Annotated in this window: 22 protein-coding genes; 15 read left to right on the top strand and 7 right to left on the bottom strand. The window is 69.9% G+C overall.

All coding sequences use genetic code 11. From position 1 onward, the window contains the following. Positions 1 to 226 precede the first annotated feature (226 nt). A complete protein-coding gene (locus tag QMG73_RS31820) occupies positions 227 to 943 on the bottom strand; it encodes a hypothetical protein (protein WP_281901838.1) in 717 nt (238 codons plus the stop codon). Then, positions 940 to 1521 (bottom strand): RNA polymerase sigma factor ShbA, encoded by a 582-nt coding sequence (gene shbA / locus QMG73_RS31815; protein ID WP_281901837.1) that lies wholly within the window; start codon positions 1519 to 1521, stop codon positions 940 to 942. The genes QMG73_RS31820 and shbA overlap by 4 nt, the downstream gene beginning before the upstream one ends. A 138-nt stretch (positions 1522 to 1659) precedes the next feature. On the opposite strand from shbA, the gene QMG73_RS31810 reads away from it, so the two are divergent. The 12 genes from QMG73_RS31810 to QMG73_RS31755 are packed head-to-tail and all read left to right on the top strand — an operon-like array spanning position 1660 to position 12613. Further along, on the top strand, positions 1660 to 2592 hold the full coding sequence (locus tag QMG73_RS31810) for an ABC transporter ATP-binding protein (RefSeq protein ID WP_281901836.1): 933 nt from the start codon (positions 1660 to 1662) through the stop codon (positions 2590 to 2592). Further along, positions 2589 to 3341: an MlaE family ABC transporter permease gene (locus QMG73_RS31805; protein WP_281901833.1), complete on the top strand. Its 753-nt coding sequence runs from the start codon at positions 2589 to 2591 to the stop codon at positions 3339 to 3341. Before QMG73_RS31810 ends, QMG73_RS31805 begins: the two co-directional genes overlap by 4 nt. 1 nt (position 3342) lies before the next feature. Beyond that, complete coding sequence (locus tag QMG73_RS31800; RefSeq protein ID WP_281901831.1) at positions 3343 to 4131, top strand: MlaE family ABC transporter permease; 789 nt, start codon at positions 3343 to 3345, stop codon at positions 4129 to 4131. Between the two features lie 4 nt (positions 4132 to 4135). Beyond that, positions 4136 to 5410, top strand: coding sequence for an MCE family protein (locus QMG73_RS31795; RefSeq protein ID WP_281901829.1), 1275 nt, complete (start codon positions 4136 to 4138; stop codon positions 5408 to 5410). After that, positions 5407 to 6435 carry an MCE family protein gene (locus QMG73_RS31790; RefSeq protein ID WP_281901827.1) on the top strand — a complete coding sequence of 343 codons (1029 nt, stop codon included), beginning with the start codon at positions 5407 to 5409 and terminating at the stop codon, positions 6433 to 6435. Before QMG73_RS31795 ends, QMG73_RS31790 begins: the two co-directional genes overlap by 4 nt. Further along, positions 6432 to 7415 (top strand): MCE family protein, encoded by a 984-nt coding sequence (locus QMG73_RS31785; protein ID WP_281901825.1) that lies wholly within the window; start codon positions 6432 to 6434, stop codon positions 7413 to 7415. Before QMG73_RS31790 ends, QMG73_RS31785 begins: the two co-directional genes overlap by 4 nt. Further along, positions 7415 to 8620, top strand: a complete 1206-nt coding sequence (locus QMG73_RS31780; RefSeq protein ID WP_281901822.1) for an MCE family protein — start codon at positions 7415 to 7417, stop codon at positions 8618 to 8620. The genes QMG73_RS31785 and QMG73_RS31780 overlap by 1 nt, the downstream gene beginning before the upstream one ends. Next, positions 8617 to 9969 carry an MCE family protein gene (locus QMG73_RS31775; protein WP_281901820.1) on the top strand — a complete coding sequence of 451 codons (1353 nt, stop codon included), beginning with the start codon at positions 8617 to 8619 and terminating at the stop codon, positions 9967 to 9969. Before QMG73_RS31780 ends, QMG73_RS31775 begins: the two co-directional genes overlap by 4 nt. Further along, positions 9966 to 11132 (top strand): MCE family protein, encoded by a 1167-nt coding sequence (locus tag QMG73_RS31770; protein ID WP_281901818.1) that lies wholly within the window; start codon positions 9966 to 9968, stop codon positions 11130 to 11132. Before QMG73_RS31775 ends, QMG73_RS31770 begins: the two co-directional genes overlap by 4 nt. 43 nt (positions 11133 to 11175) lie before the next feature. Then, entirely contained in the window at positions 11176 to 11832 is a 657-nt protein-coding gene (locus tag QMG73_RS31765) for a hypothetical protein (protein ID WP_281901817.1), read from the top strand. An 11-nt stretch (positions 11833 to 11843) separates the two neighbouring features. Next, a complete protein-coding gene (locus tag QMG73_RS31760) occupies positions 11844 to 12317 on the top strand; it encodes a hypothetical protein (protein ID WP_281901815.1) in 474 nt (157 codons plus the stop codon). A gap of 20 nt (positions 12318 to 12337) precedes the next feature. Continuing rightward, a complete protein-coding gene (locus QMG73_RS31755) occupies positions 12338 to 12613 on the top strand; it encodes a DUF2087 domain-containing protein (protein WP_281901813.1) in 276 nt (91 codons plus the stop codon). Positions 12614 to 12638: 25 nt separating this feature from the next. Here the strand turns inward: QMG73_RS31755 and QMG73_RS31750 are convergent, their stop codons facing one another. Continuing rightward, positions 12639 to 13397 (bottom strand): SDR family NAD(P)-dependent oxidoreductase, encoded by a 759-nt coding sequence (locus QMG73_RS31750; protein WP_281901811.1) that lies wholly within the window; start codon positions 13395 to 13397, stop codon positions 12639 to 12641. A gap of 5 nt (positions 13398 to 13402) precedes the next feature. Further along, a complete protein-coding gene (locus QMG73_RS31745) occupies positions 13403 to 14443 on the bottom strand; it encodes a glycosyl hydrolase (protein WP_281901809.1) in 1041 nt (346 codons plus the stop codon). A gap of 189 nt (positions 14444 to 14632) precedes the next feature. Here QMG73_RS31745 and QMG73_RS31740 point away from each other — a divergent pair, with 189 nt between their 5' ends. Next, positions 14633 to 15778 (top strand): aminotransferase-like domain-containing protein, encoded by a 1146-nt coding sequence (locus QMG73_RS31740; protein WP_281901807.1) that lies wholly within the window; start codon positions 14633 to 14635, stop codon positions 15776 to 15778. Here the strand turns inward: QMG73_RS31740 and QMG73_RS31735 are convergent. After that, entirely contained in the window at positions 15763 to 19701 is a 3939-nt protein-coding gene (locus QMG73_RS31735; protein WP_281901806.1) for a S8 family peptidase, read from the bottom strand. The two genes, QMG73_RS31740 and QMG73_RS31735, sit on opposite strands and share 16 nt — an antisense overlap. Before the next feature lie 185 nt (positions 19702 to 19886). On the opposite strand from QMG73_RS31735, the gene QMG73_RS31730 reads away from it, so the two are divergent. After that, positions 19887 to 21167 carry an MFS transporter gene (locus tag QMG73_RS31730; protein ID WP_407676885.1) on the top strand — a complete coding sequence of 427 codons (1281 nt, stop codon included), beginning with the start codon at positions 19887 to 19889 and terminating at the stop codon, positions 21165 to 21167. Here QMG73_RS31730 and QMG73_RS31725 read toward each other — a convergent pair whose 3' ends face one another. Both QMG73_RS31725 and QMG73_RS31720 read right to left on the bottom strand, forming a co-directional pair. Further along, complete coding sequence (locus QMG73_RS31725; RefSeq protein ID WP_281901802.1) at positions 21168 to 22337, bottom strand: phosphotransferase family protein; 1170 nt, start codon at positions 22335 to 22337, stop codon at positions 21168 to 21170. Between the two features lie 46 nt (positions 22338 to 22383). Continuing rightward, positions 22384 to 23265: an alpha/beta fold hydrolase gene (locus QMG73_RS31720; protein WP_281901800.1), complete on the bottom strand. Its 882-nt coding sequence runs from the start codon at positions 23263 to 23265 to the stop codon at positions 22384 to 22386. 61 nt (positions 23266 to 23326) lie between these two features. Between QMG73_RS31720 and QMG73_RS31715 the strand changes: the two genes are divergently transcribed. Beyond that, entirely contained in the window at positions 23327 to 23719 is a 393-nt protein-coding gene (locus QMG73_RS31715) for a RidA family protein (protein ID WP_281901799.1), read from the top strand. The last annotated feature ends 214 nt before the right edge of the window (positions 23720 to 23933 follow it).

Genomic DNA, 23933 nt, shown 5'->3' with positions numbered 1-23933 from the left:
AAGGCCATTCGCATCGATCAAGGGCAAAGGGACGCGGAAAAGAGATCGAACCGCGTGCGTTTGCCCTTGATCGACGGGAGGGGGCGCTTCGCGCGGCACGAGCAGCGCGGCACGAGCGGCGCGGCACGAGCGGCGCGGCACGAGCGGCGCGGCACGAGCGGCGCGGCACGAGCGGCGCGGCACGAGCGGCGCGGCACGAGCGGCGCGGCACGAGCGGCGCGGCGGGTTAGTTGCCTAGGAGTGGGGGGAGGGTGGGGAGCGGGAGGCCCGGGAGCAGCGATGGGAGCAGGCCGGGACGGGACGAGGGCTCCGGGGATGGCGACGGTGAGACCGGCGCGGAAGGCGCCGGGTTGGCGGCGGTGCCGGGTGACGTCGACGGTGTTGGCTGGGTCGACGGTGACGGGTGCGGCGCGGGCGTCGACGGGCTGGCGGCGGCGAGTCGCTTGCGGAGCGTGTCGATTTCGCCGCGAAGGCGGCGGGCGGCGGGCTCGTCGTCGACGCGAGCGACGTGGGCGTCGGCCTCGTCGAGCTGCCTCGCCGCCTCGTCGCGGTTGCCCGCGGTCAGCGCCGCACCGGCGAGCGCGATCGCGTTTTCCGCCGCACGGATCTCGGCCTGTTGCGGGTACACGACCTCGGTGATCGGCCACAGTGGACCGCCGGGCTCGGATTGGTATGTGGCGACGCCGAGGCCGGTCAGCAGGATGGCACCCGCCGCCGCGCTCATTATGACGCGGGCGAACCGGCGTGGCTTGAGCACGACGACAGGGGCCGTGTCGACTTCCTCGAACGCTTCATCCGAGGGGTCCAGGTCGGCTCGCCACACCGCCAGCATCTCGGCGACCTCGTCGGCGTCGGCGGGGAGCGTGCCCTGGCCGAGGGCGTCGAGCAGCGCGTCGTCGGCTGCGATGGTGGGCAGGCCGTCGGGCGGGTTGGTCGTGCTCATGCCGCCGTCACCTCGTCGAGAGCGCTCCCAGCAAGCGTACGCAGCCGGGCGAGGCCGCGGGACTGCGCCACCCGTACCGCCGCCGCGGACATGCCCATCACGACGCCGACCTCATCGGCGGACAGGCCCACGGCGACGCGCAGCAGGATGATCTCGCGTTGTGCTTCGGGGAGGCGGCCGAGCAGTGCGGACAGGCGGCGGGCCAGGTCGGTGGCGACCGCCTGCTGCTCCGGTCCGGGTGCGGCGTCGGGCCGGTCGAGTACCGCCTCGGTCGGCGTGACCGCCGAGTCACGGATTGCGGCGCGCTGGGCGTCGGCCACCTTGTGGGCCGCGATGGCGTAGACGAACGCGGCGAACGGCCGGCCCTCGTCACGGTACTGGGGCAGCGCCCGCAGGACCGCGATGCAGACCTCCTGCGCGACGTCGTCCGCGGTGGTGTACGCGCCACCGATCCGGCCGAGCCGCGCACGGCAGTACCGCACCAAACCCGGACGAAGCTCCGTAAGTAAGGCGGATGTCGCGCGCGGGTCGCGTTGTGCGGCCCGCCGGACCAGATCCGGATCGATCGCTGCGCTCATGTCGCGTGGGGTACGCCCTCATTACTCACCAGTTAACTACCGCACCGTACCGGTGAGCAGGCGAAACCGCCACCGCCGCAAAATCGTGTGTAACACCCGGGCGCCTTCTCCCGATGTCTACCCCAGAGGGAGGGGCGGATGGGTGTCGAGGTTCGCGTCGAGGGGCTGACGAAGTCGTTCGGCGGTCACGCGGTCTGGTCAGACGTGAGCCTGACCCTGCCCTCGGGCGAGATCTCGGTGCTGCTCGGCCCGTCCGGAACCGGCAAATCGGTCTTCTTGAAGACGCTGGTCGGACTGCTCAAACCCGACCGTGGCTCGATCTGGATCGCGGACAACGACCTGCCGCGCCTCTCTGAGCGTGCCCTGTACGAGGTTCGCAAGCTCTTCGGCGTCCTTTTCCAGGATGGGGCGCTCTTCGGCTCGATGAACCTCTATGACAATGTTGCTTTTCCACTGCGCGAGCACACCCGGCGTCCTGAGTCGGAAATCAAGAAGATCGTCTTCGAGAAGCTGGAGATGGTCGGTCTCGTGGGTGCTGAGGAGAAACTCCCGGGCGAGATCTCTGGGGGCATGCGGAAGCGTGCTGGTCTCGCCCGGGCTCTCGTCCTGGATCCCGAAATCATCCTCTTCGACGAACCCGACTCCGGGCTCGACCCGGTGCGCACCGCCTATCTGAACCAACTCATCATCGACCTCAACCAGCAGACCGGCGCGACGTTCCTCATCGTCACGCACGACATCAACACGGCGCGCACCGTCCCGGACAACATCGGGCTCATCTACCACGGGCACCTGGCGATGTTCGGGCCGCGCGAGATGCTGCTGTCCAGTACCGAGCCTGTGGTGCGGCAGTTCCTCAACGCGCAACGGATCGGCCCGATCGGCATGGCCGAGGAGAAGGACGCGGACGAGCTTCAGGCCGAGGCGGCGTCCGGTGTGGAGCTTCCGCCACTGCCACCGATACCGCTGCAATTGCGGCCGTCGGACGGCGCGCCGCGCCGCGCGGAGCACGCGCCCGGCGCGTGGTGCCGGGAAAACGGGATCGCGCCACCGCCGGGATCGTTCTCGTGATCAGGGCGTCGGGACACTTCATCGCGTTTTCGCTGGATACGCTGCGCGGTCTGGCGCGACGTCCGTTTCAGGTACGCGAATTCATCCAGCAGGCGTGGTTCATCAGCTCCGTCTCGATCCTGCCGGCCGCGCTGGTCGCCATCCCGTTCGGCGCGGTGATCGCGCTTCAGTTGGGTTCTCTGGTACGCCAGCTCGGCGCGCAGTCATTCACGGGCGCAGCCTCGGTACTGGCCGTGGTGCGCGAGGCGGGACCGATCGTGACCGCGCTCATCATCGCGGGCGCGGGCGGCTCGGCGATCTGCGCCGACCTGGGTGCCCGGAAGATTCGCGAAGAGCTCGACGCCATGCAGGTGCTCGGCATCGACCCGATCCAACGCCTGGTGGTGCCGCGCGTGGTCGCCGCGATGCTGGTGGCCGTACTGCTCAACGGTGTCGTGAGCGTGGTCGGCGTATCGGGCGGCTATCTGTTCAACGTGGTGCTTCAGGACGGCACCCCGGGCGCGTACCTGGCCAGTTTCCAGGCGTTGGGCCAGCTCCCCGACCTCATCGTTGGCGAGATCAAGGCGCTGCTGTTCGGTGCCGCCGCGGCTCTGGTGGCTTCCTACAAGGGGATGAACGCCAAGGGCGGCCCGAAAGGCGTCGGCGACGCGGTGAACCAGAGCGTGGTCATCACGTTCATGTTGCTTTTCGCCCTGAACTTCGTCGTCACCGCCCTGTACTTCCAGCTCGTCCCGCAGAAGGGGTCCTGAGATGCTACAGAGCCTCGGCGGGCAGCTCGCATTCTACCTGCGGGCGTTCGGGTGGACGCCACGCGCGATCCGGCGGTACAAGCGCGAGGTTTTCAGGTTGCTGGCCGAGGTCAGCTTCGGGCGCGGCGCGCTGGCGGTGGCCGGCGGCACGGTCGGCGTGATCTGCTTCCTGACCTTCTTCACGGGCACCGAGGTCGGGCTCCAGGGATACCAGGCGCTGAACCAGCTCGGCAGCAGCGCGTTCACCGGGTTCGTGTCGGCGTACTTCAACACGCGCGAGATCGCCCCGCTGGTAGCGGCGTTGGCACTCTCAGCCACCGTCGGGTGTGGATTCACCGCACAGCTCGGCGCGATGCGCATCTCCGAGGAGGTCGACGCGCTCGAGGTGATGGGCATACCCTCGCTGCCGTTCCTGGTCACGACCCGAATGATCGCGGCGTTCGTCGCCGTCATCCCGCTGTACGTGATCGGCCTGCTCTCCAGCTACCTGGCCACCCGCACGATCGCGGTCGTCTACTTCGGACAGTCCGCGGGCACCTACGACTACTACTTCGACCTGTTCCTGCCGCCCGTCGACGTGCTGTGGTCGTTCGGCAAGGTGCTCGTGTTCAGCGTGATCGTCGTGCTCGTGCACTGCTACTACGGGTACACGGCGACGGGCGGGCCGGCCGGTGTCGGTGTGGCGGTGGGTCGCGCGGTGCGCACGGCGATCGTCTCCGTCAATGTCGTCGACTTCTTCCTGTCGCTCGCCATCTGGGGCGCGACGACGACGGTACGGATCGCGGGGTGACGGCGTGAGGCATCGGGTACTCGGCATCGTCTTCATCGCCTTGCTCACGGCGGCCCTGTCGGCGGCGGTTCTCCAGTACAACAAGGCGTTCACCTCGGTCGCATGGGTGACGCTGCTCGCCGACCGCAGCGGCATGCAGCTCAGCCGTGGCGCCGAGGTCAAACTGCGCGGTGTCGTCGTGGGCGACGTGCGGTCGATCAGCAGCGACGGCAGCGGCGCGAAGCTGCAGCTGGCCCTCGACCCCGACCTGGTGCCGCAGATTCCGGCCGACGTGACCGCGCGGCTGCTGCCCAAGACGCTCTTCGGCGAGCGGTACGTGGCGCTGGCGGCACCGGACACCACGACCGGCGCGCCGATCCGGGACGGTGCGACCATCACGCAGGACCGCACGCGCAACGGCGTCGAGCTGGAGCGGGTGCTCGACAACGCGCTGCCGCTCCTCCAGTCGATCCGGCCGGACCGCCTCGCCGCCACGCTGAGCGCGCTCGCCACCGCGCTGGAGGGGCGGGGCGAGCAGGTCGGCGACAACCTCGTGCTGCTGGACCAGTACCTGAAGGCGCTGAACCCGCAGATGCCGGTGATCGCCGAAGACGTACGCAAGCTGGCGGCCGTGGTCGACGCGTACGACGCGGCGCTGCCGGACCTGATGTCGATCCTGCGCGACGTGACAGTGACCGCCACGACGGTGTACGACCAGCGCACGCAGTTGGCCGCGCTGTTCGCCAGCACGACCGGCGCCGCCGACGTGTCCAGCGTCTTCCTGAACCGCCATGGCGACCAGCTGATCCGGCTGGGCGACGTGAGCCGGCCGGTACTGGAGCTGCTGGCCGCCTACGCGCCCGAGTACCCGTGCCTGTTGAAGGGTCTGGTGACGCTGGAGCCTCGGGTGGCGGAGTCGTTCGAGAACGGGCGGTTCCACATCACGCTGGAGGTGACGCGCGACGGTGGGAAGTACGAGGCTGGGCGGGACGATCCGGTCTATGGCGCCGACGACGGTCCACTGTGTCATGGGTTGCCGGGCCCCAAGCAGCCCGCACCTGGATATCCCATCGACGACGGCTATGACTACAGCGGGAGCCGGTCGCCGGTGAAGCTGCCGGTGGGCCTGCCAAGCGTCACCGAGAGCCCCGACATGGGCGTCGCCGGCACGACCGAGGAGAAGGACGTGCTCAAGCCGATCGTGGGCGCGGCCACCGGCACGCTCCCCGTGGAGGTACCCGACATCGCGGTGCTCCTATGGGGACCGCTGCTGCGTGGAGCGGTGGTGAACACGCCATGAAGACCGGAAAGCCGCTGCTGAAGCTGCTCATCTTCGCGACCGTCACGGTGTTGCTGACCGGTGCGCTCGCGAGCACCCTGGGCTCGTTCGACTTCGGTGGCACCACGTACCGGGCCCGGTTCTCCGACGTGACCGGGCTGCTCGACGGCGACGACGTGCGCATCGCCGGTGTCCGGGTGGGCCAGGTGCGCGACATCCGGGTGGTCGACAACTCGGTCGCCGAGGTGACGTTCACAGTGGACGGCGACGTGCCGCTCGCCACGAGCGTGCTGGCGAAGATCCGGTACCGGAACCTGGTCGGCCAGCGGTACATCGCGCTGAGCGAGGGCCCGGGCGACGGCCGGCCGCTGCGCCCGCACGCGCTGATACCGCTGGCGCAGACCTCACCCGCGCTCGACCTGACCGCGCTGTTCCACGGGTTCCGCCCGCTGTTCACCGCGCTCACACCCGACGACGTCAACAAGCTGGCGTACGAGATCATCCAGGTGCTCCAAGGCGAGGGCGGCACCGTGGCCAGCCTGCTGCGGCGCACGGCGTCCGTGACGAACACGCTCGCCGACCGCGACGCGGTGATCGGCCGCGTGGTCACGAACCTCAACCAGGTGCTGTCCACTCTGGCCAGTCGCGACCAGGAGCTGGACCAGACCATCGGATCGCTCCAGCAGTTCGTCAGCGCCCTCGCGGCCGACCGGGTGGCCATCGGCGACGCGGTGGACAGTCTCGCCGACCTCACCGGTGCGACCGCCGACCTGCTGCACGACGCCCGACCGGCCATCGCTGACGACGTGGTATCGCTCGACACGCTCGCCGGCACGCTGAACCGCAACTCAGCCGTCATCGACCAGACGCTCGGGGAGTTGCCGGGACGGTACGAGGCGCTGACCCGGGTGGCGTCGTACGGCTCGTGGTTCAACTTCTACCTGTGTGACTTCGACGGCCGCGTGACGGTGGGCAACCAGAGCCTGAACCCCGCGACGCTCAGCTCGCCGGCCGCCCGTTGCGCGGCACCCGGAGGTGCGCGATGAAGCCGTTCCGGGAGCGGAACCCGGTCGTGGTCGGGGCGATCGGGCTGACGGTACTGGTGGCCTCGGTGGTCATCGCGTTCCGGATCGACGAGATCGCGGCGCTCGGCGCCCGCGGGTACCAGGCGGCCTTCCGGGACGCGAGCGGGCTGGCGCCCGGCAACGAGGTACGCGTCGCGGGCGTGCGCGTCGGCAAGGTGACCGATGTGGACCTCGCCCGGCACGGCACGACCACGTATGTGCGGGTCGGCTTCCGGGTCGAGGACGACGGCATCCGCCTGGGTACCGGGACCGGTGCGACGATCCGCATCAAGACCGTGCTGGGCCAGAAGTACCTGGCGCTCGCACCGGCCGGCGACGGGCGGATGCCGGAGGGCGACGAGATCCCGCTCGACCGCACCGCGTCACCGTTCGACGTGCTGCAGGCGGTGACCGGGCTTGCCGACACCGTCGACCAGATCGACAGCCAGCAGCTCGCGACCGCCTTCACCACGCTCAGCCAGGCGTTCACGGACACACCGTCCAGCGTGGAGTCGTCGCTCGACGGGCTGTCCCGGCTGTCGCAGACGATCGCCAGCCGCGACGCCGAACTGCGCCAGCTGCTCGACCGGGCGCACACTGTTACGCAGGTACTGGCCGAACGCGACGACGAGTTCCGCAAGCTGGTGACCGATGGCGACGCGCTGTTGCGGGAGGTCAGGAAGCGGCGCGACGCCATCCACGAGCTGCTGGTCGGCACCAACGAACTGTCGGTGCAGCTGTCCGGGCTGGTCTCCGACAACCGCGCGCAGCTTGAGCCGGCGCTCAAGGAGCTGCGCGGTGTCGTGGCGATCCTCCAGCGCAACCGCGACAACCTGGAGCAGTCGATCGAGAAGATGAGCCCGTTCCTCGACGCCTTCGCGAACGTGGTCGGAAACGGCCGCTGGTTCGACTCCTACGTCAGCGGGCTCCTGCAGCCGTACACCCCGACGGGAGGCCGCTGATGGCTTGGCGTACCCGGATAGCCGCGGGCGTGGCGCTGACCGTCGCCGCCGCCGGGGCGGTGGTCGTACTGGCCAACGGCGAACCCCAGCGGCGGCTGGTCGCACACTTCACTCGCGTCGTGGGTGTGCACGAAGGATCCGACCTGCGGGTGCTCGGCGTGAAGATCGGCGAGGTGACCGCCGTCGTACCCGAGGGGCGCACGGTGCGGGTCGAGATGCGGTACGCCCGCGAATACGACATCCCGGCCGGTGCCCAAGCCATCATCGTCCCGCCCAGCGTGGTCAGCGACCGGTACGTCCAGCTCACGCCGGCGTACTCGAGCGGGCCCACCCTCGCCGACAGGGCTGACCTGCCGATCAGCCGGACAGCGGCGCCCATGGAGATCGACGAGATCTACCAGGCCCTCGACGAGTTCAACAAGGCGCTCGGTCCGGAGGGCGCCAACAAGGACGGCGCGCTGAGCGACCTGCTGGCCACCGGCCGCGCCAACCTAGAGGGCAACGGCCAGAACCTGCACGAGACGCTCGCCGGCCTCTCACAGGCGCTCGACACGCTCGCCGACGGCCGGCAGGATCTCTTCGGCACCGTCGGCAACCTCCAGAAGTTCACCACGGCTCTGGCCCAGAGCGACGCGCAGGTGCGCTCGTTCAACCAGCAGCTCGCCGGGGTGTCCGAGCAGCTGGCGGCGGAGGGTGACGAGCTGACCGCCGCGCTGCGGAGCCTGTCCACCGCACTCGCCGACGTCACCACGTTTCTCAAGCAGAACCGCACCGAGCTAGTGTCGAATGTGGACGCTCTCGCGGACATCACCGGTGTACTGGTACGCCAGCAGCAGGCGGTCATCAACATCCTCGACGTCGCACCGCTGGCGCTGTCGAACCTGAACCTGGCGTACAACCCGCGCTCGGGCACCTTGGACACCCGCGACAACGTGATGGGACCGTACGACCCGGCGAGCTTCGTCTGTTCGCTGATGGTCGACCTGTTGCCGGCGGGCAAGGTGTCAGACAAGTGCTTCGCGCTCGCGCAGACTCTCAACGCCAAGAAGCTGCCCATGACAGACCAGCTCCGCAAGCTCCTCAAACTACCGGCCGGCGCCCCTTCACGGAGTACGGTCCCTACTCCGGAGGCCTCCCCGGCGCCGGCCGGTTCCGACGTGGCTCCAGATCTCACCCTCGGCGGCATCCTGCGAGGCGGGCGATGAAGGCCCCGGTCGCCGCCGCGACGGTACTGCTCGCGCTCGCCAGCGGATGCGGCGTCGTCGACAGGTCCGACGGCTACCGGGTCACCGTCGAGTTCAGCGACGTGCTCGACCTCGTTCCACACTCGTCGGTCAAAGTGGACGATGTCACCGTCGGCAGCGTCGAGAAGATCTCGCTGTCGGGGTGGACCGCCAAGGTGCGGGTGCGGCTCGACCGGAAGGTCCAGCTGCCCGCGAACGCCACCGCCGCGGTGCGCCAGACGAGCCTGCTCGGCGAGAAGTACGTCGAGGTGGCCAAGCCGACCACCGAGGCGGCGCGCGGCAAGCTGACTGACGGATCAGTCATCCCGCTGGCCCGCACCCGCCGCTCCGCCGAGGTCGAGGAGGTACTGGCCGCGCTCGGCCTCGTGCTGAACGGCGGCGGTCTCGCCCAGTTGAAGACCATCAACCAGGAGCTCGCCACCGCGTTCGACGGCCGTGAGCCCGTCGCGCGCGACGCGCTGCACCAGCTCGACGAGTTCATGGGTGGCCTGGACAAGCAGAAGGCGGACCTGGTGCGCGCCATCGAGGCGCTCGACCGGCTCACCGGGCGGCTTGTGCAGCAGCGAGCGGTCATCGGTGACGCCCTCGACGCGCTCGGGCCCGGCATCACCGTGCTGGCCGACCAGAGCACCCAACTCACCGGCGCCCTCAAGTCTCTGGGCGAGCTGGGCACCGTTGGCACCCGCGTGGTCAACGAGAGCAAAGCCGACACCGTCGCCAGCCTGCGTGCGCTGCGTCCCATCCTCGACCAGCTCGTGAAGGCCGGCGACGACCTGCCGCAGTCCCTCGACTTCCTGCTGACCTACCCGTTTCCGCCGAACGTGACGGGCGCTATCGTCGGCGACTTCGTCAACCTCGCCATCACCGCCGACCTCGACGCCGCGTCCATCCTCGCGAACCTCGTGGCGGCCGGGCCTCGCGTCAGCAAGGCCGGCAAGACGGCAACGACCACGCCGCGCGGCACCACGAAGACTCCGAAACCCGGCACGCTCGCGCCCTCGCTCCCCGGTCAGCTTCCGCTGGAATGCCTGCCGCTCGACGGCATCCTGCCGCCGGAGTGGGTGCCGCCCAAGGAGTGCAAGCTGCCCGACGGCTGCAAGCTGCTGGCTCCTGGCTCACCGGTGCCACTGGGCGGGCTCCTCATTCCCGCCGAGGGTCTGGTGCCCGCCGGCACGGTCTTTCCCGCCGGCACCAAGCTGCCCAAAGGCACCGTCCTCACCGCACAGTGCCTTCTCGGCGCCGTCACCGGCGCGGTGGACGGCGTGGTTGGCGGCCTCACCGACGTGCTCACCGGAGGGCTGACGCCGTGATCCGAACGGGTACGAAGCTTCAGCTCCTCGCGTTCCTTCTGGTGAGCGTGCTCGGCGTGACGTATGTCGCCGTGCGCTATGTGGGAATCGGCGGGCGCGGGTACATCGTGCACGCCGACTTCGCCGACGCGGGCGGCATCTTCGCCAACGCGCCGGTCACCTATCGGGGCTCCCCCGTCGGGCGGGTCACCGGCGTCCGGCTGCACGCGGGCGGCGTCCGCGCGGACCTTCGGCTTGATCAAGGGGTACGGGTGCCGAGCGACCTGCGCGCGGTGGTGGCCCAGCGCTCCGCGGTCGGCGAGCAGTACCTGGACCTGCGGCCGAACCAGGACGGCGGCCCGTACCTGAGCGACGGCTCGGTGATACCGAGCGACCGCACCGGCACGCCGATCGCCGCCGAGACTCTACTGTCCAACCTGGACACGCTGGTGCGCTCGGTCGACCCCGACGACCTGGGTGTGGTCATCGACGAGCTGGGCATCGCGTTCGAGGGCAACGAGGCCGCGTTGCGCACCATCTTCGACGCGAGCGACGCGCTGCTCGCCGACGCGGTCGCCAACCTGCCGCAGACGGTGGCGCTCATCCGGGACGGCCGCACCGTGCTCACCACGCAGGCGGAGTCGGCGGCCGCCATCCGGCGCTGGGCCAAGGGGCTCGCCGATCTGTCCGCCACGCTCAAGGCGGCCGATCCGGACCTGCGCAAGCTCCTCACGACCGCACCACCCGCGGCCACGGAGCTCGTGGCGTTGCTGCGCGACCTCGAACCCACCATCGGCACGCTGCTGGGCAACCTCGTGACGGTGAACGGCATCGCCGCCCGCCGGCTGCCCGGCATCGAGCAGATCCTCGTGGTGTACCCGCTGGCGGTGGCCGGTGGTTTCACCGTCACGCCCGGCGACGGCACCGCCCACCTTGGACTCGTCGTCAACATCGACGATCCGCCGTCGTGCAAGTACCAGGGGTCGACGCGGTGCGACAGCGTGCGCGGCACCGGCAACGCACCACGGCCCGGTGGGCGGGAGCCGGCGCAGCCCGACCCGGAGACCGGTGTCGTCACGGAAGACGGCGGCGCTCCACTGTGGTTCGGGGGCACGGGTGGCCAGTACCAGATGGCGGGCGACCAATCCTGGAAGCAGCTTCTCCTCTCGGGTCTTGCCCCATGAACGAGATAGCCCCGTGAGTACCGACGGACATCAGGAGGCGACCATGCCGACGACACGCGACCAGCGCATGCTGCGCCTGGTCAAGGGAACTGACGCTGCCGCCGTGCGGCAGCGGCGCGCCATCGTCCGCCGGCTGCCGCGCGCGGAAGACGACCCGGTCGCGCTCCTCGCGCACCTGGACGAGGAGCCGGTATCGGACGAGGAGCCGCCGAAGCGGCGCTGGCGGCTGCCTCTGATCGGCGCCGCCGTGGCGCTCGCGCTGGCACTCGCCGCCGCGATCCTGTCCGGATATCAGTGGTACCAGGACCGTGCGCTCGACGACGCGCATCAGCGGGCCCTCGCGGCGGCCAAGCAGACGTCCGTCAACTTCGTGTCGGTCAGCGCGTCCAGTGTGGACCGTGACTTGCAGCGGATCGTCGCGGGAGCCACCGGCGACTTCAAGGACGAGTTCACGCGCGGGCAGGCCCAGGTGCGCACCGCCGTGGTGGAAAACAAGGTGGAGTCGCGCGGCACCGTGCTGCGGGCCGGCCTGGTCTCCGGCGACCGCCGCTCGGCCGTCGTGCTGGTCGCCATCGACGCCACCGTCAAGAACGTGAAGACGCCGGACGGCCGGGCGTCGCACTACCGCATCCAGGTCGACGTCACGCGCGACGGCAAGTCCGGCGCGTGGCTCGTGTCGAAGCTCCAGTTCGTCGGATAAGGAGGGACACCGTGCGCGTTCGCATCGTTCCCGCGCTCGCCGTAGCCGCCGTGCTCGCCGCGGGTATCGCGGTCGCCGGCTGGATCGGGCACCACCGCGCCGACGGCAAGTCCGCGGCGGTCCGGCAGTCGCTCGCCGCCGCGCCCGCCGCGGCCAAGGCGATCTTCTCGTACGACTACCGCACGTTCGACGCGAGCGTGGCCAACGGGAAGCTCTTCGTCACCGGCACATTCGCCGACGAGTACGCCGAGACGACAGCCGCGCTCAAAAAGACCGCCACGACGGAGCAGGCGGTCGTCCTGGCCGAAGTGTCGTCGACGGGTGTCGTCAGCGCCGGCAGCGACAAGGTCGAACTGCTGCTCTATCTCAACCAGTACCGGCGCAACGTGAACACGTCCGGCGAGAAGGTCGACCAGAACCGAGTGGTGCTCACGATGGTGCCGGTCGACGGCGAGTGGAAGGTATCTCAGGCCGCCGCCATCTGAGTTGGCGGTAGCGTGGAACGGTGGACGCGGATCAGGAGAAGGTGCTGCGTACGTTCCTGCGAGACGGGCGGCTCGTGTCGATACCGGCCAAGGCGGGCAAGCGGCGGGTGCTGTTGGAGCACATCGCACGCGCGTTCGAGCCGGGAGTCAAGTTACCCGAGCGCGAGGTCGACGCGGTGCTGCGCGCGTTCTACGAGACGGACTGGGTGGCGCTGCGCCGATACCTCATCGACGAGGGTCTGATGAGCCGCGAGGGTGGCCTGTACTGGCGCACGGGCGGCCCGGTCGACGTGTGAATCACGCTTCTTTGGGGTCGCGCCGTCAGGCTTCCTCAGGGTCGCGGCCCTGTGCCGACCGGCCGCCGTCGACCGGCACCACCGCGCCGTTGACGAAGCTCGCCTCACCCGACAGCAGGTACGCGACGGCGGCGGCCACCTCGTCGATGCGCCCCACCCGGCCGAGCGGGTGCAGCCGGCCCATCTCCGCGCCGATCCGCGCCACCTCGTCGGGCTCCTGAGCGGCGAGATAGTCCGCGTACCGCTCGGTCGCGATCGAGCCGAGCGCCACCGCGTTGACCCGGATGCCGTCCGGGCCGTAGTCGACGGCCAGCGCCCGGGTGAGCCCCTCGGTGGCCGCCTTCGCGGTCGCGTACGCCATCGCGCCGCGGACCGCCCGTTGGGCCTGGTGTGACGAGATGTTGACGATGGCGCCTCCGGTGCCGGCGTCACGAAACCGCCGGATCGCGGTGGCGCAGCCCGCCAGTACCGGAGCGAGATTGCGATCCACGAGGCTCAGCGCCTCGCTGGCGGGCGTCTCGTGGAGCCAGGCGTCGCGGAACGTGGCCGCGTTGTTGACCCAACCCGCGAGCGGGGCGGCCGCCTCCGCGAGGTCGGCCGCCCGCTCTGTCACCGCTTCGTCGCTTGCGTCGCCGGTCACCGGAATCACCCGCTCGGGAACCGAGGCGAGCACCGCCGGATCGAGTTCGATCGCCACCACGGTGTCTTCGGTGCCCAGCAGCCGCTCGACGATCGCACGGCCGATACCCCGGCCGCCTCCGGTCACCACATAGGAACGCGCCATGTGGTTCAGCCTTGCGCAAACGCCTCCGAGTTGGCGAACTTCCGGTAGGCATCCTGCTCGGCCGTGTCGGAGCGGCCCTTGTCGTCGTACCGGATCCGCAGGCCGCCCTGGTCGTGGGTTCCCGGCGAGTCGAAGATCATGTACGCCTTGAGTCGCGGGAACCGGTCGGTCGCCAGCGCGGCCGCGGCCTGCCCGTAGTAGGCGATCGCCGTCGACTGGGGTGCGTCATGCACGCCCCACTCCACGATGCCCCAGGGCTTCGAGACGAGGTTCCGGTCCGCTGTGGACAGCGAGGTGAGCAGCTTGTAGAACCGGTCGACGTCGGTGACGAAGTTGGCTTTGCTGCCCGAGCCGTAGCCGTTGAACATGATCCAGTCCACATAGGCGTCGCCCGGGTAGACCTGCGGAACCAGGCAGTCCCAGCGCTTGTAGTTCATGTAGTCCATCACCCACACGACGTTGTCGACACCCTTGGCGTCGAACCGCGTGCGGACGTTCTTCCACATCTGCCGGTACTCGGCCGCGGTGCCGCCAGACGCGCTCGACTTCGTGTCACACGAACCGGCCGACGTCACGTCGTTTTCGGGCTCGTGGTGCAGGGTCAGGAAAATCTTCTTGCCGCCCAGCGACTTGATGGCGTCGGCCGCCTTGTCGATGAACGCGTTCACCTTCGCGTTGCCACCGCCGGCGTCCTTCCACCGGCTGACCGGCTTCCAGTTCTGGTACAGGTAGGTGTCGGCGCGCAGCGCGAAGTACTTGTCGCTGGAGCTCGACAGCGGCAGCTTCCCGACCGGAGCGAACGTGTGCACGATGTCGACCTGCCGGCCGATCCGCTTCTCGTGGAATTCGAGCTGGACCTTCTGGTCCGACGACACGTCCGGATAGTCGTTGGCGCGGGCTCCGAGCCATGGCCGGCACGAGTTGACGAGCTTGTCGTCGACGGTGCAGGAGGCGGTGGCCGCGTGGGTGGTCAGGGGTACGGCCGCACAGACCGCAGCGGTCGCGAGGACCAGCACCGGCCGGACGAAACGGGGGAATGACGCCATGGGCGTGGACCGTATGGATCACACGGCGGGCAACACCAGACCACCAGAGCAAGCGACCTGTCACAGTAAGTAATCGATTACTCGGCGTTTACGAATCTCCCACGCGTAGTGGTCAGATCGGGCACATCAGTCACATCGGTCTCCCTGAGTCACCGGTCAGCGGCTCGGTGAAATAGGTCACAATGTCTTATGCTGCCCGTGATCCAGTACACCGGGGCCGAAGGGGTGCTCGACCTCGGTTGGGGCCACCCCGACCCCACCCTGCTCCCAGTCGAGGCGTGGGCGGAGTCCACATCGGAAGCGATACGCGCCGCCGGGTGGACGGCGCTCACCTACGGGTACGCCAACGGGCCCGGTCCACTGATCGAGTGGCTGACCGTCCACATCGGCGCGATCGACGGCCGGGCGCCCTCACCGGACGAACTCTTCGTGACAGCCGGCGCCTCACAGGGCCTCGAACTTGTCTCCACCGTCCTGACCCGACCCGGCGACGTCGTACTGGTCGACTCGCCCACGTACCACCTGGCGCTGCGCATCCTCACCGACCGCGGCGTCGAGCTGCGTGCCGCACCCACCGACGCGCAGGGCATCGACCCCGCGGCCACCGCGCGGCTCGTCGGCGACCTGCGCGCCGCCGGACGACGGGTGCCCATGCTGTACACGGTGGCGACGTTCAACAATCCGTCAGGCGCCTCGATGCCGGTGCCTCGCCGGCGTGAGCTGGTCGACGCTCTCGACGGCGTGACGATCGTCGAGGACGACACGTACCGCGAGCTGGCGTACGACGGCCCGGCCCCACCATCGTTGTGGAGTCTCGCCTCGGCGGGCGTGGTGCGGCTCGGCTCCTTCGCCAAGACGATCGCGCCTGGCCTCCGGCTCGGCTACCTCTCGGCGGAGGCGGGATTCGTGCGGCGTCTCGCCGGCCGCGGGTACGTCGACAGTGGAGGCTGCGTCAACCACACGTCGGCGATGGCGCTGGCTCAGTTCGCCACTACGGGCAGGTACGAGGCGCACGTGTCCGCGCTCCGTGAGGCGTACCGGCTGCGCAGGGACGCGCTTGTTGGTGCGCTGCGCGCGGCGGCGCCCGGCGTCGAGTTCACGGTGCCGGCGGGTGGGTGGTTTCTGTGGCTGGGAGTACCGGACGCGGCGGCGGTGGCGCGGCGCGCTCTGGAGCGGGGCGTCGGGATGTCGACCGGCGAACGCTTCCATGTGGACGGTGGCGGCACGCGGCACCTACGCGTGTCCTTCTCGATGTACGGCCCGACCGACCTTGAGGAAGCCGCCCACCGCTTCGGCGGCTCCCTCAAGATCGGGGCAGATCAGGTCAGGCCGTAGGCGCGGTGGACTGTTTGGGTGACCGTGTTGCCGGCGGCGTCGACCGCGCGTACGCGCAGGCTCACGGCACCCGTCGTGTCGGTCAGCGCCGGATGCCTCACCGTCGCCGTGTACTGGCCACCGCCCACCGGTGCCGTCCGGACCTGTGTCCAATGTGCTCCATCATCGACGCTGGTCCACAGCTCCAGCTTGCTCACCTTCGGCGCCGGCTTCAGGAATGGGCTGTGTGCGGCGCTCAGCGTGATCCGGTGGGCCTTGCCCGCCCGCAACGTGTTGTCCAGGCTCAGCCCCAGGTCGTACCCCACGAAGAGCTGGCTCGTGGCCTGGCAGACGTCGTTCGGCCTGGGCCACGTCATGTACCAGCCCATGCAGTTCGCGCCGTCCGCGGTCGACGTGTAGCCGCTCTTTGGTCGCTCTGAGGTGAACGTCCACTCTGTCTCGACGGTTCGCGCCCAGCGCTGCGCGCCTGCCAGCGTCGGGTGCCGCTCGGTCAGCCGGTAGTTCGCTCGCTCGGGCGGGAGCATGAAGTACGCGTTGACGTAAGCGAACCACGGCGGCGCGATCCAGACGAGGCCCTGCTGGCGCGGCACCTCGACGCCGTCACGGTACAGGCGCAGTTCGGTCTGCTCGTCGCCGTAGTACCCGTTGGAGATGTCGTATGCCTGGTAGCCGCTGCCCAGGCCGTCGTTGTCGAGCACGTGTACAGGGTTGAACATGTCACCGTTGCGGCACGACAGGCAGGTGCGGGTGAAGTAGTCGGCGGTGCTCGACGTGTACTGGCTGGTGTTTGGCACCAGCGGATGCTCGCCCCACTCCTCCACACGGTGCCCGGGTCGGGTGAATTCTTCGATCTTGGTGTCCGCCCAGCCGCCCGGCCGGACGATCCCGGGCGCCGCGTCGTACGACACCATCGCGCCGTGGAACCAGCCAACGTTCCGGCTGACGGGCCCGTAGTAGGTGGTGATTTCGCTGGGCGCCCGCACCGGCAGGTCGTTGCCGTTGCCGACCCGCTTCGGATAGCTGAGTTCGGGAAGGCTGGCGCTCCAGCTCAAGGTGGCCTTGGCGGGCCCGTCGGCGTGGATGCGGTTGTCGATCCGGTACAGCTCGTCGCCGGCGACGCGACCGCTCAACGACTTGGGAATACGGCCCTCCCACGGGTACGTCAGCGCGTACACGTACTCGGGGTCCACCGAGCCGGTGATGTCCACGCTGACGGGGCCGCGGGTCAGCGCGTCCTGCAACGCCCGGCCCTGTTCGGCCGCCAGGCTCACGGTGGGCACGGGATGCGCGGGCCAGGTCGGTCGGGCCGCGTACGGGTCGGGGTCGAGGAAACCACGCCCCGCCGAGCCGAAGCCGGCGACACCAGCCGCTCCAGCCGCGGCGACCGCGCGCACCCTGGCGGTGCCGTAGTCGGTGCAGGTGAACCCGCAGATGTCGGAGAGGTCGAGAAGCGCCAGCTTGCCACGCAGGTCCAGCCCGGCGATGTCTTCCGGGGTGCCGCGTCCGGCGTACACGACTGGGAGAGTGTGCCGCCCGTCGAACCGCAGGATCTTGTCGTCGCTGACCGCGGCGTTCGGCGTCTGGTACCGGGCGTCGAGCGTGGTGTGCCGGCCGGCGATCCGCATGGACAGCCGGGGCGTGATGTGGACCTGTTGGCTGTACGCGTAGAAGGAGCCGACTTTGGGTTTGACGGTCGGCAGTGTCCACAGTGTCATGGCACCGTACATGCGGATTTCGACGCGGGCGCGAGCCCAACCACCCGCCACGGTGCTCTCGAAGCCGAACTGGTGCACGTACCGCTCGGTCGGGCGGGGCGTGTCCGCGCCGATCCGCTTGGCTTTGCGCAGGTCGAGCACGACGGTGGTGTCGTTGCGCGCGTCCACGTCGGGTGCGGCGACGAGCGCGGCGTTCGGCGCACCGCTGGCGTCGCGCCACTCGACGAACGTGCGCACCGCGTACCGGCCGGCGTAGATTTCGCCGCTCACCTCGGGTACCTCGGCGGTCTCGCCCAACACCGGCACCTCGTCGCGCCCGTCGATCCGCAGCAGCACCCAGCCGCCGTAGAAGAGCTGGCTGGCGCCATCCGGCGGAATCACCCGCAGGGTGAGGTCGACCTTCTTCATCTCGCGGAACGCACCGACCGCCGTGGTCACCTCGACACCGTTGGCACGCGCCCGGATCTTGCCCTGGTACCAGGTGTCGGGGCCACCGGCCGGGTTGAACGCGGCCACCACCGGGGCCGAGCCGTGCGCCGGCACGGTGACGGTGGTGCGATCGAGCCGCAGCGCACCCGCCGGGGCGGGTCCCGTGCGCGCGCTGACCGACGACTCAAGGCTGAGCGTGACCGGCTCGCCGGTGTCGTTGGTGTACGTCACCGTCCGCGTCACCGGGGACGCCTGGTCGTACGCGATCCGTCCGAAGTCGACGCTTCCGGTCGCGTACACGCCCTGACCGATGGAGCGCGCCACATCGACCCGCCCGGCGCCCTGCTCGTAGACGTCCGCGCCGTTGTCCTTGGCGGTGCTCATGAGGACTTCTTTGAGGCGTGATCCGGTCCAGTCTGGATGCCGCTGGGCCAGGATCGCGGCGGCGCCCGCCACGTGCGGCGACGCCATCGAGGTGCCGGAGATCGTGGTGAACTTCCCGTCGACCACCGGCCCGGCCGCGGTGCCGTCGGCGCGCGCCGCGGTGATGGCGACGCCGGGCGCGGCGATGTCCGGCTTGAGGCCGAAGTCGCCGAAGCGGGGCCCACGGCTGGAGAATGGAGCGGTCCGGTCCTGCTTGTCGACGGCTGCCACGGTGAGCGCGGACGCCGCGACACCAGGTGCACCGATGGTGCGGTTGCCGTAGGCGCCGTTGTTGCCGGCGGCGATGACGAAGAGCGCCCCTGACTGCGCGCTCAGTCTGTTGACCGCCTGGCTCATCGGGTCGGTGCCGTCGGTACAGCAGCCGCCGAGGCTCATGTTCACCACGTCGGCGCCCTGGTCCACGGCCCACTGCATGCCAGCGATGATCTGCGACTCGCTGCCGTTACCGGCGTTGTCGAGCACCTTGCCCACGATCAGCGAGGCGCCCGGAGCGACGCCCTTGTACTTCTCATCCACACCGGCCACAGTGGACGCCACGTGGGTGCCGTGGCCGTTTCCGTCCTGCACCGTCTGGCCCGGCACGAAACTGCGGGTCGCCGCCACCTTGCCGGCCAGCGCGGAATGCTTCTCGTCGACGCCGGTGTCCAGCACGGCAACGGTCACGCCCGAGCCGTCGTACCCCGACGCCCACGCCTGGGGCGCGCCGATCATGGGCACGCTCTCGGCGAGGTCGGCCTTGACCCGGCCGTCCAGCCACAGGCTGTCGACTCCCGAAAGCGCCGACGCCCAGAACTTCTCGGCTTCCGGCTTCTCGACCTCGACGGCGGCGGCGTTGACGGTGGCGAGCGTGGCGGTGCGGGCGCTCGCGGGCAGGTCGTCCGCGCGGCGACTCAGGTCGGAACGCGCGGTCGCTGGGTACCGCACGATCACGGGCAGCGTCTTCGACGCCTTGTCCGCGTACCCGTTGCTCGCCAGATACGCCACGTCGAACAGGCGACGGTCCAGCCGGCCCTCGTCGACGGGCGCCATCGCGTCGGACGGGTACACGTACAGCGAGTCGTGCTCGCGCACCGTCGAATACACCACCGCGCGGCCGTTCGGCCGGGGCGCGGGCGCGGTCACTTCCGCGCTGAACGCGCCGTTCGGCTCGACACCCACGGTCACCACGTCGCCGGTCACGAGTGTGACCTCGCCGATCGGCTTGGATGCCCCGTAAGAGGGCGCGACGTCGGGTGGCGGTGGCGCCGCCGACGCGGGTGCTGCCGCTACAACAGGTAACCCGAGCACCAGTACGGCACTCGCGACCGTGGCTCGCAACCACGCTGGACGGCTCATTCGTCCTCCCCAGGGCGCCGACATTGTTGATCTACGATGGCAGCGTCGGCCGCTGGCGGGAAGACGGCGGCGCGGCCTCTTCACGTCAATGGCGGCAAGTGGCCACGGGTGGACGCGCGGCGGCCACGCCGGGGTGATGATGGCGGAGGCGGCGCTGCGCCGCCGGAGCTGAGAGGAGAACGGTCATCGCCACCGCGAAGTCGGTCCGGTACACCTACTACGCACTCCAGCTGGGAAACACCCTGGCCGCGTCGCTCATCTGGGGGATCAACACGATCTTCCTGCTTGACGCCGGGCTGTCGAACCTGGAGGCGTTCGCGGCCAACGCCTTCTTCACCGCCGGCATGGTGCTTTTCGAGGTACCGACGGGCGTGGTCGCCGACGTGTGGGGGCGGCGAGCGTCCTTCCTGCTCGGCACGGTCACGCTGGCCGCGTCCACCGGGCTGTACGTGCTGCTCTGGCAGGTGAACGGCCCGTTCTGGCAGTGGGCTGTCGTGTCGCTGCTGCTGGGGCTCGGCTTCACGTTCTTTTCGGGCGCGGTCGAGGCGTGGCTGGTCGACGCGCTCACCGCGACCGGATACACCGGGCCGCTGGAGTCGGTCTTCGCGCGCGGACAGGTCATCAGCGGCACGGGAATGCTCGCCGGTTCGGTGGCCGGCGGGTACATCGCGCAGCTCACCAACCTGGGTGTGCCTTTCGTGCTCCGGGCGGGTGTGCTGCTGGTGATGTTCGTGGTGGCTCTGGTGCTGATGCGCGACATAGGGTTCACGCCGAGCCGGGGCGCCGGGCCGATCGGCGGCACCGGACCGATTGACAGGGTGCGAAACATCGCCGCCAACTCGGTACGGTACGGATGGCGGGTGCCGGCGGTGCGGTACCTGATGCTGGCCGCGCCGTTCACCGGTGGCGTCAGCATCTACGTCTTCTACGCGCTCCAGCCGTACCTGCTCGATCTCTGGGGCGACCCGCAGGCGTACGGCATCGCCGGTCTCGCGGCGGCCATCGTCGCTGGCGCGCAGATCCTCGGTGGGCTGCTCACACCGCAGGTCGCCCGGATCTTCCCGCGCCGCACCACGGCCCTGCTGGTCGTCGAGGCGATCGCCGCGGTGGCCGTACTGCTCATCGGGCTGGTCACGAACTTCTGGGCGGTCATCGCACTGATCGTCGTGTGGGCGCTGCTGTTCGCGGCCGTCACGCCCGTGCGCCAGGCGTACATCAACGGGATGATCCCGTCGCAGCAGCGCGCCACGATCCTGTCGTTCGACTCGCTGATGTCGTCGAGCGGCGGTATCGCGGCGCAGCCCGTGCTGGGGCGGGTGGCCGACGTGTGGGGCTATCCCGCCTCGTACCTCATCTCCGGCGTGCTGTCGGCGCTGGCGCTCCCGTTCGTCGCCCAGGCTCGCCGCCAAAACGCCCCGGCCGACCTCCGCACCACGCTCCCCGACCCCCCGCCCCCCACGCCCTGATCACGGAGGGGAGACGGCGGCGCTCAGGCAGGCGGGGATGTCGGCGGCGTGATACGGGTGCTCCGACGGCTCGATGTTGTCGATGAAGTTCGCGTAGACGGCGGCCATGCGCAGCGCGGCGACCGGCCGGAGCAACTCGACGGCCCTCTCGGGATCGCAGCCGGGCACCGCCTCACGCCAGCGCGCCGCCCAGGCCCCGATGAGATGCGTGGCATCGGCCGACGCGACGCCCTCGGTCAGCCGCAGTATGTCGAACGCCGGATGCCCGATGAACGAGTCGCCCCAATCGATGAGCGTGCGCCGTTCGCTGGTGCCGCGCGCGTTTCCGGGGTGCAGGTCGCCGTGCACGAGCGTGTCGGGCAGGCCACAGGACTCCACTGTGGAGAGGCGGGCGGGTAGGTCGTCGACGAGCGCCCGCAGGCCGGTATCACCGCCGCCATGACGTGTCACGACGCCGGCTACCCAGTCGCAGAGCGGTGCCGCGCGCAGGTCCGGCACACCCGTGGCCAGCAACTCGGCCTCGTTGTCGAGTGTGGCCAGTTGGATGCGGTGCATGTCGGCGGCGATGGCGTCACGGGTGGCGATGCCCGCGCCGTACAGGTCATCGCCTTCGACGTGAGCGAGCAGCGCCCGCCCGTCGTCACCGGCCGCGAGCAGCGGGGGCACGAGCCGCTCCCCCGCCCGGTCGGCGATCCACGCGAGAACCGCTGCCTCGTGCGCGAAGAACCGGGGCACCTGCTTGAGCCACACCGGGCCGCGGGGCGTGCCCAGCCGCCAGATCGCAGACAGGTTCCACGTGCGGTGCTGCTCCACATCGGACACCGCGCCGTAGCCCAGATCGGTCAGCACGCGAGCGGCCCATCGCAGGCTCGCCGCCGGACCGCCCGGCCACGCGTAGGGAGCACGGTGCGGATGCGCGACCGGGTCCGGCCGGTACCCGTCAAGCGCCTCGCCCACCTGCGCGAGGTACGTGACGGGCCCGCCATGCGGCACCGGCCGCTCGGCGGCGAGCAGGCGCAGGATGGTCACGTCGACGCCGTACCGCTCGCGGGCGCCGCGGACCACGCAGGCGACTTCCTGCCAGTACGGGAGATCAACCTCGAAGGGCGGCAGCGAGCCTGCCGGCGATCCCTCGCCATCGACGAGGGTCAGCGAAACGGTACGCGACACAAGCCACGACGCTAGCGTGCTCCCTCGCGACGCCGCTCCGGTTTTCCTACGCCGCCGCCGTCCGCGCCGGCTGGTCGTGGCCGGCGGGAGGAGTCCGGTACGGCAGGTCGTGGAGGGTGCGGTCGCCGAAGAAGCGGAGCATCAGGTCGACGAACTCGTCCAGCCGCTGCAGCGGCATCAGGTGATCCGCCTGCCGCACGGTCAGGAACCGCGCGTCGGGACAGCGCGCCGCCGTCGCCCGGCACATCGACGCGGTCGTCAACGAGTCGTGCTCACCGGTGACCAGCAGCGTCGGCACCGCCGGCGGCGCACCGGCGGGCAGCGGGGCGGCGAGCACCCGTTCGGTGTTGGCGACGTACTTCCGGATGTCTTCGGGGGTCAGTGCGCGGAGTTGCCGCTCCAGCAGCCGAGCCACCGCCGCCTGCCGGCGGATCTCACGGTCGGAGTCCTGGCACAGGAAGAGCGCGAGCGTGGCACGCACGAAGTCGTCCATGGCTCCGCGGCGCAGCAGCGCCACGGTGTCCGCGGCGCGGGCCCGGGTCGCGTCGGGCACGTCCAACGCGGTACCGCACAGCAGTAACCGGCGCACGTCGGCGGGATGGCGCTGCGCCAGCCGGTACGCGACCGCGCCACCGTACGAGCCGCCCATCACGTTCAGCGGCGGCAGCCCCTCCTCGACGATCATGTGGTGTAGCGCGTCCGCGAGAAACTCCAGCCCGTACCCGGCGGGCAGGTAGTCCGCGGCCCCCGCGCCCGGCAGGTCGACGGTCACCACGGACGCGAGCGGCCCGATCAGGGCCTCGTGCCGCAGCCAGGACTGCTTGTCCTGAAACGCGCCGCCGAGCAGCAGGATCGGCGCCATCGCCGGTTCGGGGCGGGTCACGACCCGGTACTCGTACTTGAACCCGCCGAAAGCCAGAGGCGTCACGCGTTCCACAAGTGTGATCAACGCCGTTGCGACCGGTAGAGAAACGGCTAGGGTGCGTCGCATGAGCGAACGGCGGGCGATCTTGAGCGGTTCGACCTTCGAGGAGCAGATCGGGTACGCGCGGGCCGTGGTCGACGGTGATCGGGTACACGTGTCCGGCACTACCGGCTTTGACTACGCCACGATGACGATCTCGGACGATGTCGTCGAGCAGGCCGAACAGTGCCTTCGCAACGTGGGCGCGGCCCTGGCCGAGGCCGGCTGCACGTTCGCCGACGTGGTGCGCGTGCGGTACATCCTGCCTGACCGCGACGACTTCGAGCCCTGCTGGCCGACGCTGCGCCGGTACTTCGCCGAGGTCCGCCCGGCGGCGACCATGCTGATGTGCGGCCTGTCCGACCCGCGCATGAAGATCGAAATCGAAGTGGACGCCCGCCGGTCCGCGACGATGTAGGTACACCAACGTCGTGACGGACGAGGTACGCGACGCCGCCGCCCGGCGTCCCGCTGGCGCACGTGCCCTCGGCGCGATCCACGTCGCGAGCGCGCAGATCATTGGATCCGCGTTGAACTCGCTGGTCACATACGACAAGCGAATGCTGGATGTGGCACGGTCGGTTGGATTGACGACCGCGGCCCCCGGTCTCGACGTCGCTCAAGATCTCGAT

It is taken from the genome of Phytohabitans aurantiacus, assembly GCF_027923225.1.
Taxonomy (GTDB): domain Bacteria; phylum Actinomycetota; class Actinomycetes; order Mycobacteriales; family Micromonosporaceae; genus Phytohabitans; species Phytohabitans aurantiacus.
The sequence above is the reverse complement of the archived record's forward strand: the minus strand, read 5'-3'. Positions and strand labels throughout refer to the sequence as shown.

Excerpts from the sequence above, each read along its gene's own strand:
- QMG73_RS31820 (WP_281901838.1), bottom strand. The coding sequence starts at position 943 with ATGAGCACGACCAACCCGCCCGACGGCCTGCCCACCATCGCAGCCGAC.
- shbA (WP_281901837.1), bottom strand. The coding sequence starts at position 1,521 with ATGAGCGCAGCGATCGATCCGGATCTGGTCCGGCGGGCCGCACAACGC.
- QMG73_RS31810 (WP_281901836.1), top strand. The coding sequence starts at position 1,660 with ATGGGTGTCGAGGTTCGCGTCGAGGGGCTGACGAAGTCGTTCGGCGGT.
- QMG73_RS31800 (WP_281901831.1), top strand. The coding sequence starts at position 3,343 with ATGCTACAGAGCCTCGGCGGGCAGCTCGCATTCTACCTGCGGGCGTTC.
- QMG73_RS31790 (WP_281901827.1), top strand. The coding sequence starts at position 5,407 with ATGAAGACCGGAAAGCCGCTGCTGAAGCTGCTCATCTTCGCGACCGTC.
- QMG73_RS31785 (WP_281901825.1), top strand. The coding sequence starts at position 6,432 with ATGAAGCCGTTCCGGGAGCGGAACCCGGTCGTGGTCGGGGCGATCGGG.
- QMG73_RS31780 (WP_281901822.1), top strand. The coding sequence starts at position 7,415 with ATGGCTTGGCGTACCCGGATAGCCGCGGGCGTGGCGCTGACCGTCGCC.
- QMG73_RS31775 (WP_281901820.1), top strand. The coding sequence starts at position 8,617 with ATGAAGGCCCCGGTCGCCGCCGCGACGGTACTGCTCGCGCTCGCCAGC.
- QMG73_RS31765 (WP_281901817.1), top strand. The coding sequence starts at position 11,176 with ATGCCGACGACACGCGACCAGCGCATGCTGCGCCTGGTCAAGGGAACT.
- QMG73_RS31750 (WP_281901811.1), bottom strand. The coding sequence starts at position 13,397 with ATGGCGCGTTCCTATGTGGTGACCGGAGGCGGCCGGGGTATCGGCCGT.
- QMG73_RS31745 (WP_281901809.1), bottom strand. The coding sequence starts at position 14,443 with ATGGCGTCATTCCCCCGTTTCGTCCGGCCGGTGCTGGTCCTCGCGACC.
- QMG73_RS31740 (WP_281901807.1), top strand. The coding sequence starts at position 14,633 with ATGCTGCCCGTGATCCAGTACACCGGGGCCGAAGGGGTGCTCGACCTC.
- QMG73_RS31735 (WP_281901806.1), bottom strand. The coding sequence starts at position 19,701 with ATGAGCCGTCCAGCGTGGTTGCGAGCCACGGTCGCGAGTGCCGTACTG.
- QMG73_RS31715 (WP_281901799.1), top strand. The coding sequence starts at position 23,327 with ATGAGCGAACGGCGGGCGATCTTGAGCGGTTCGACCTTCGAGGAGCAG.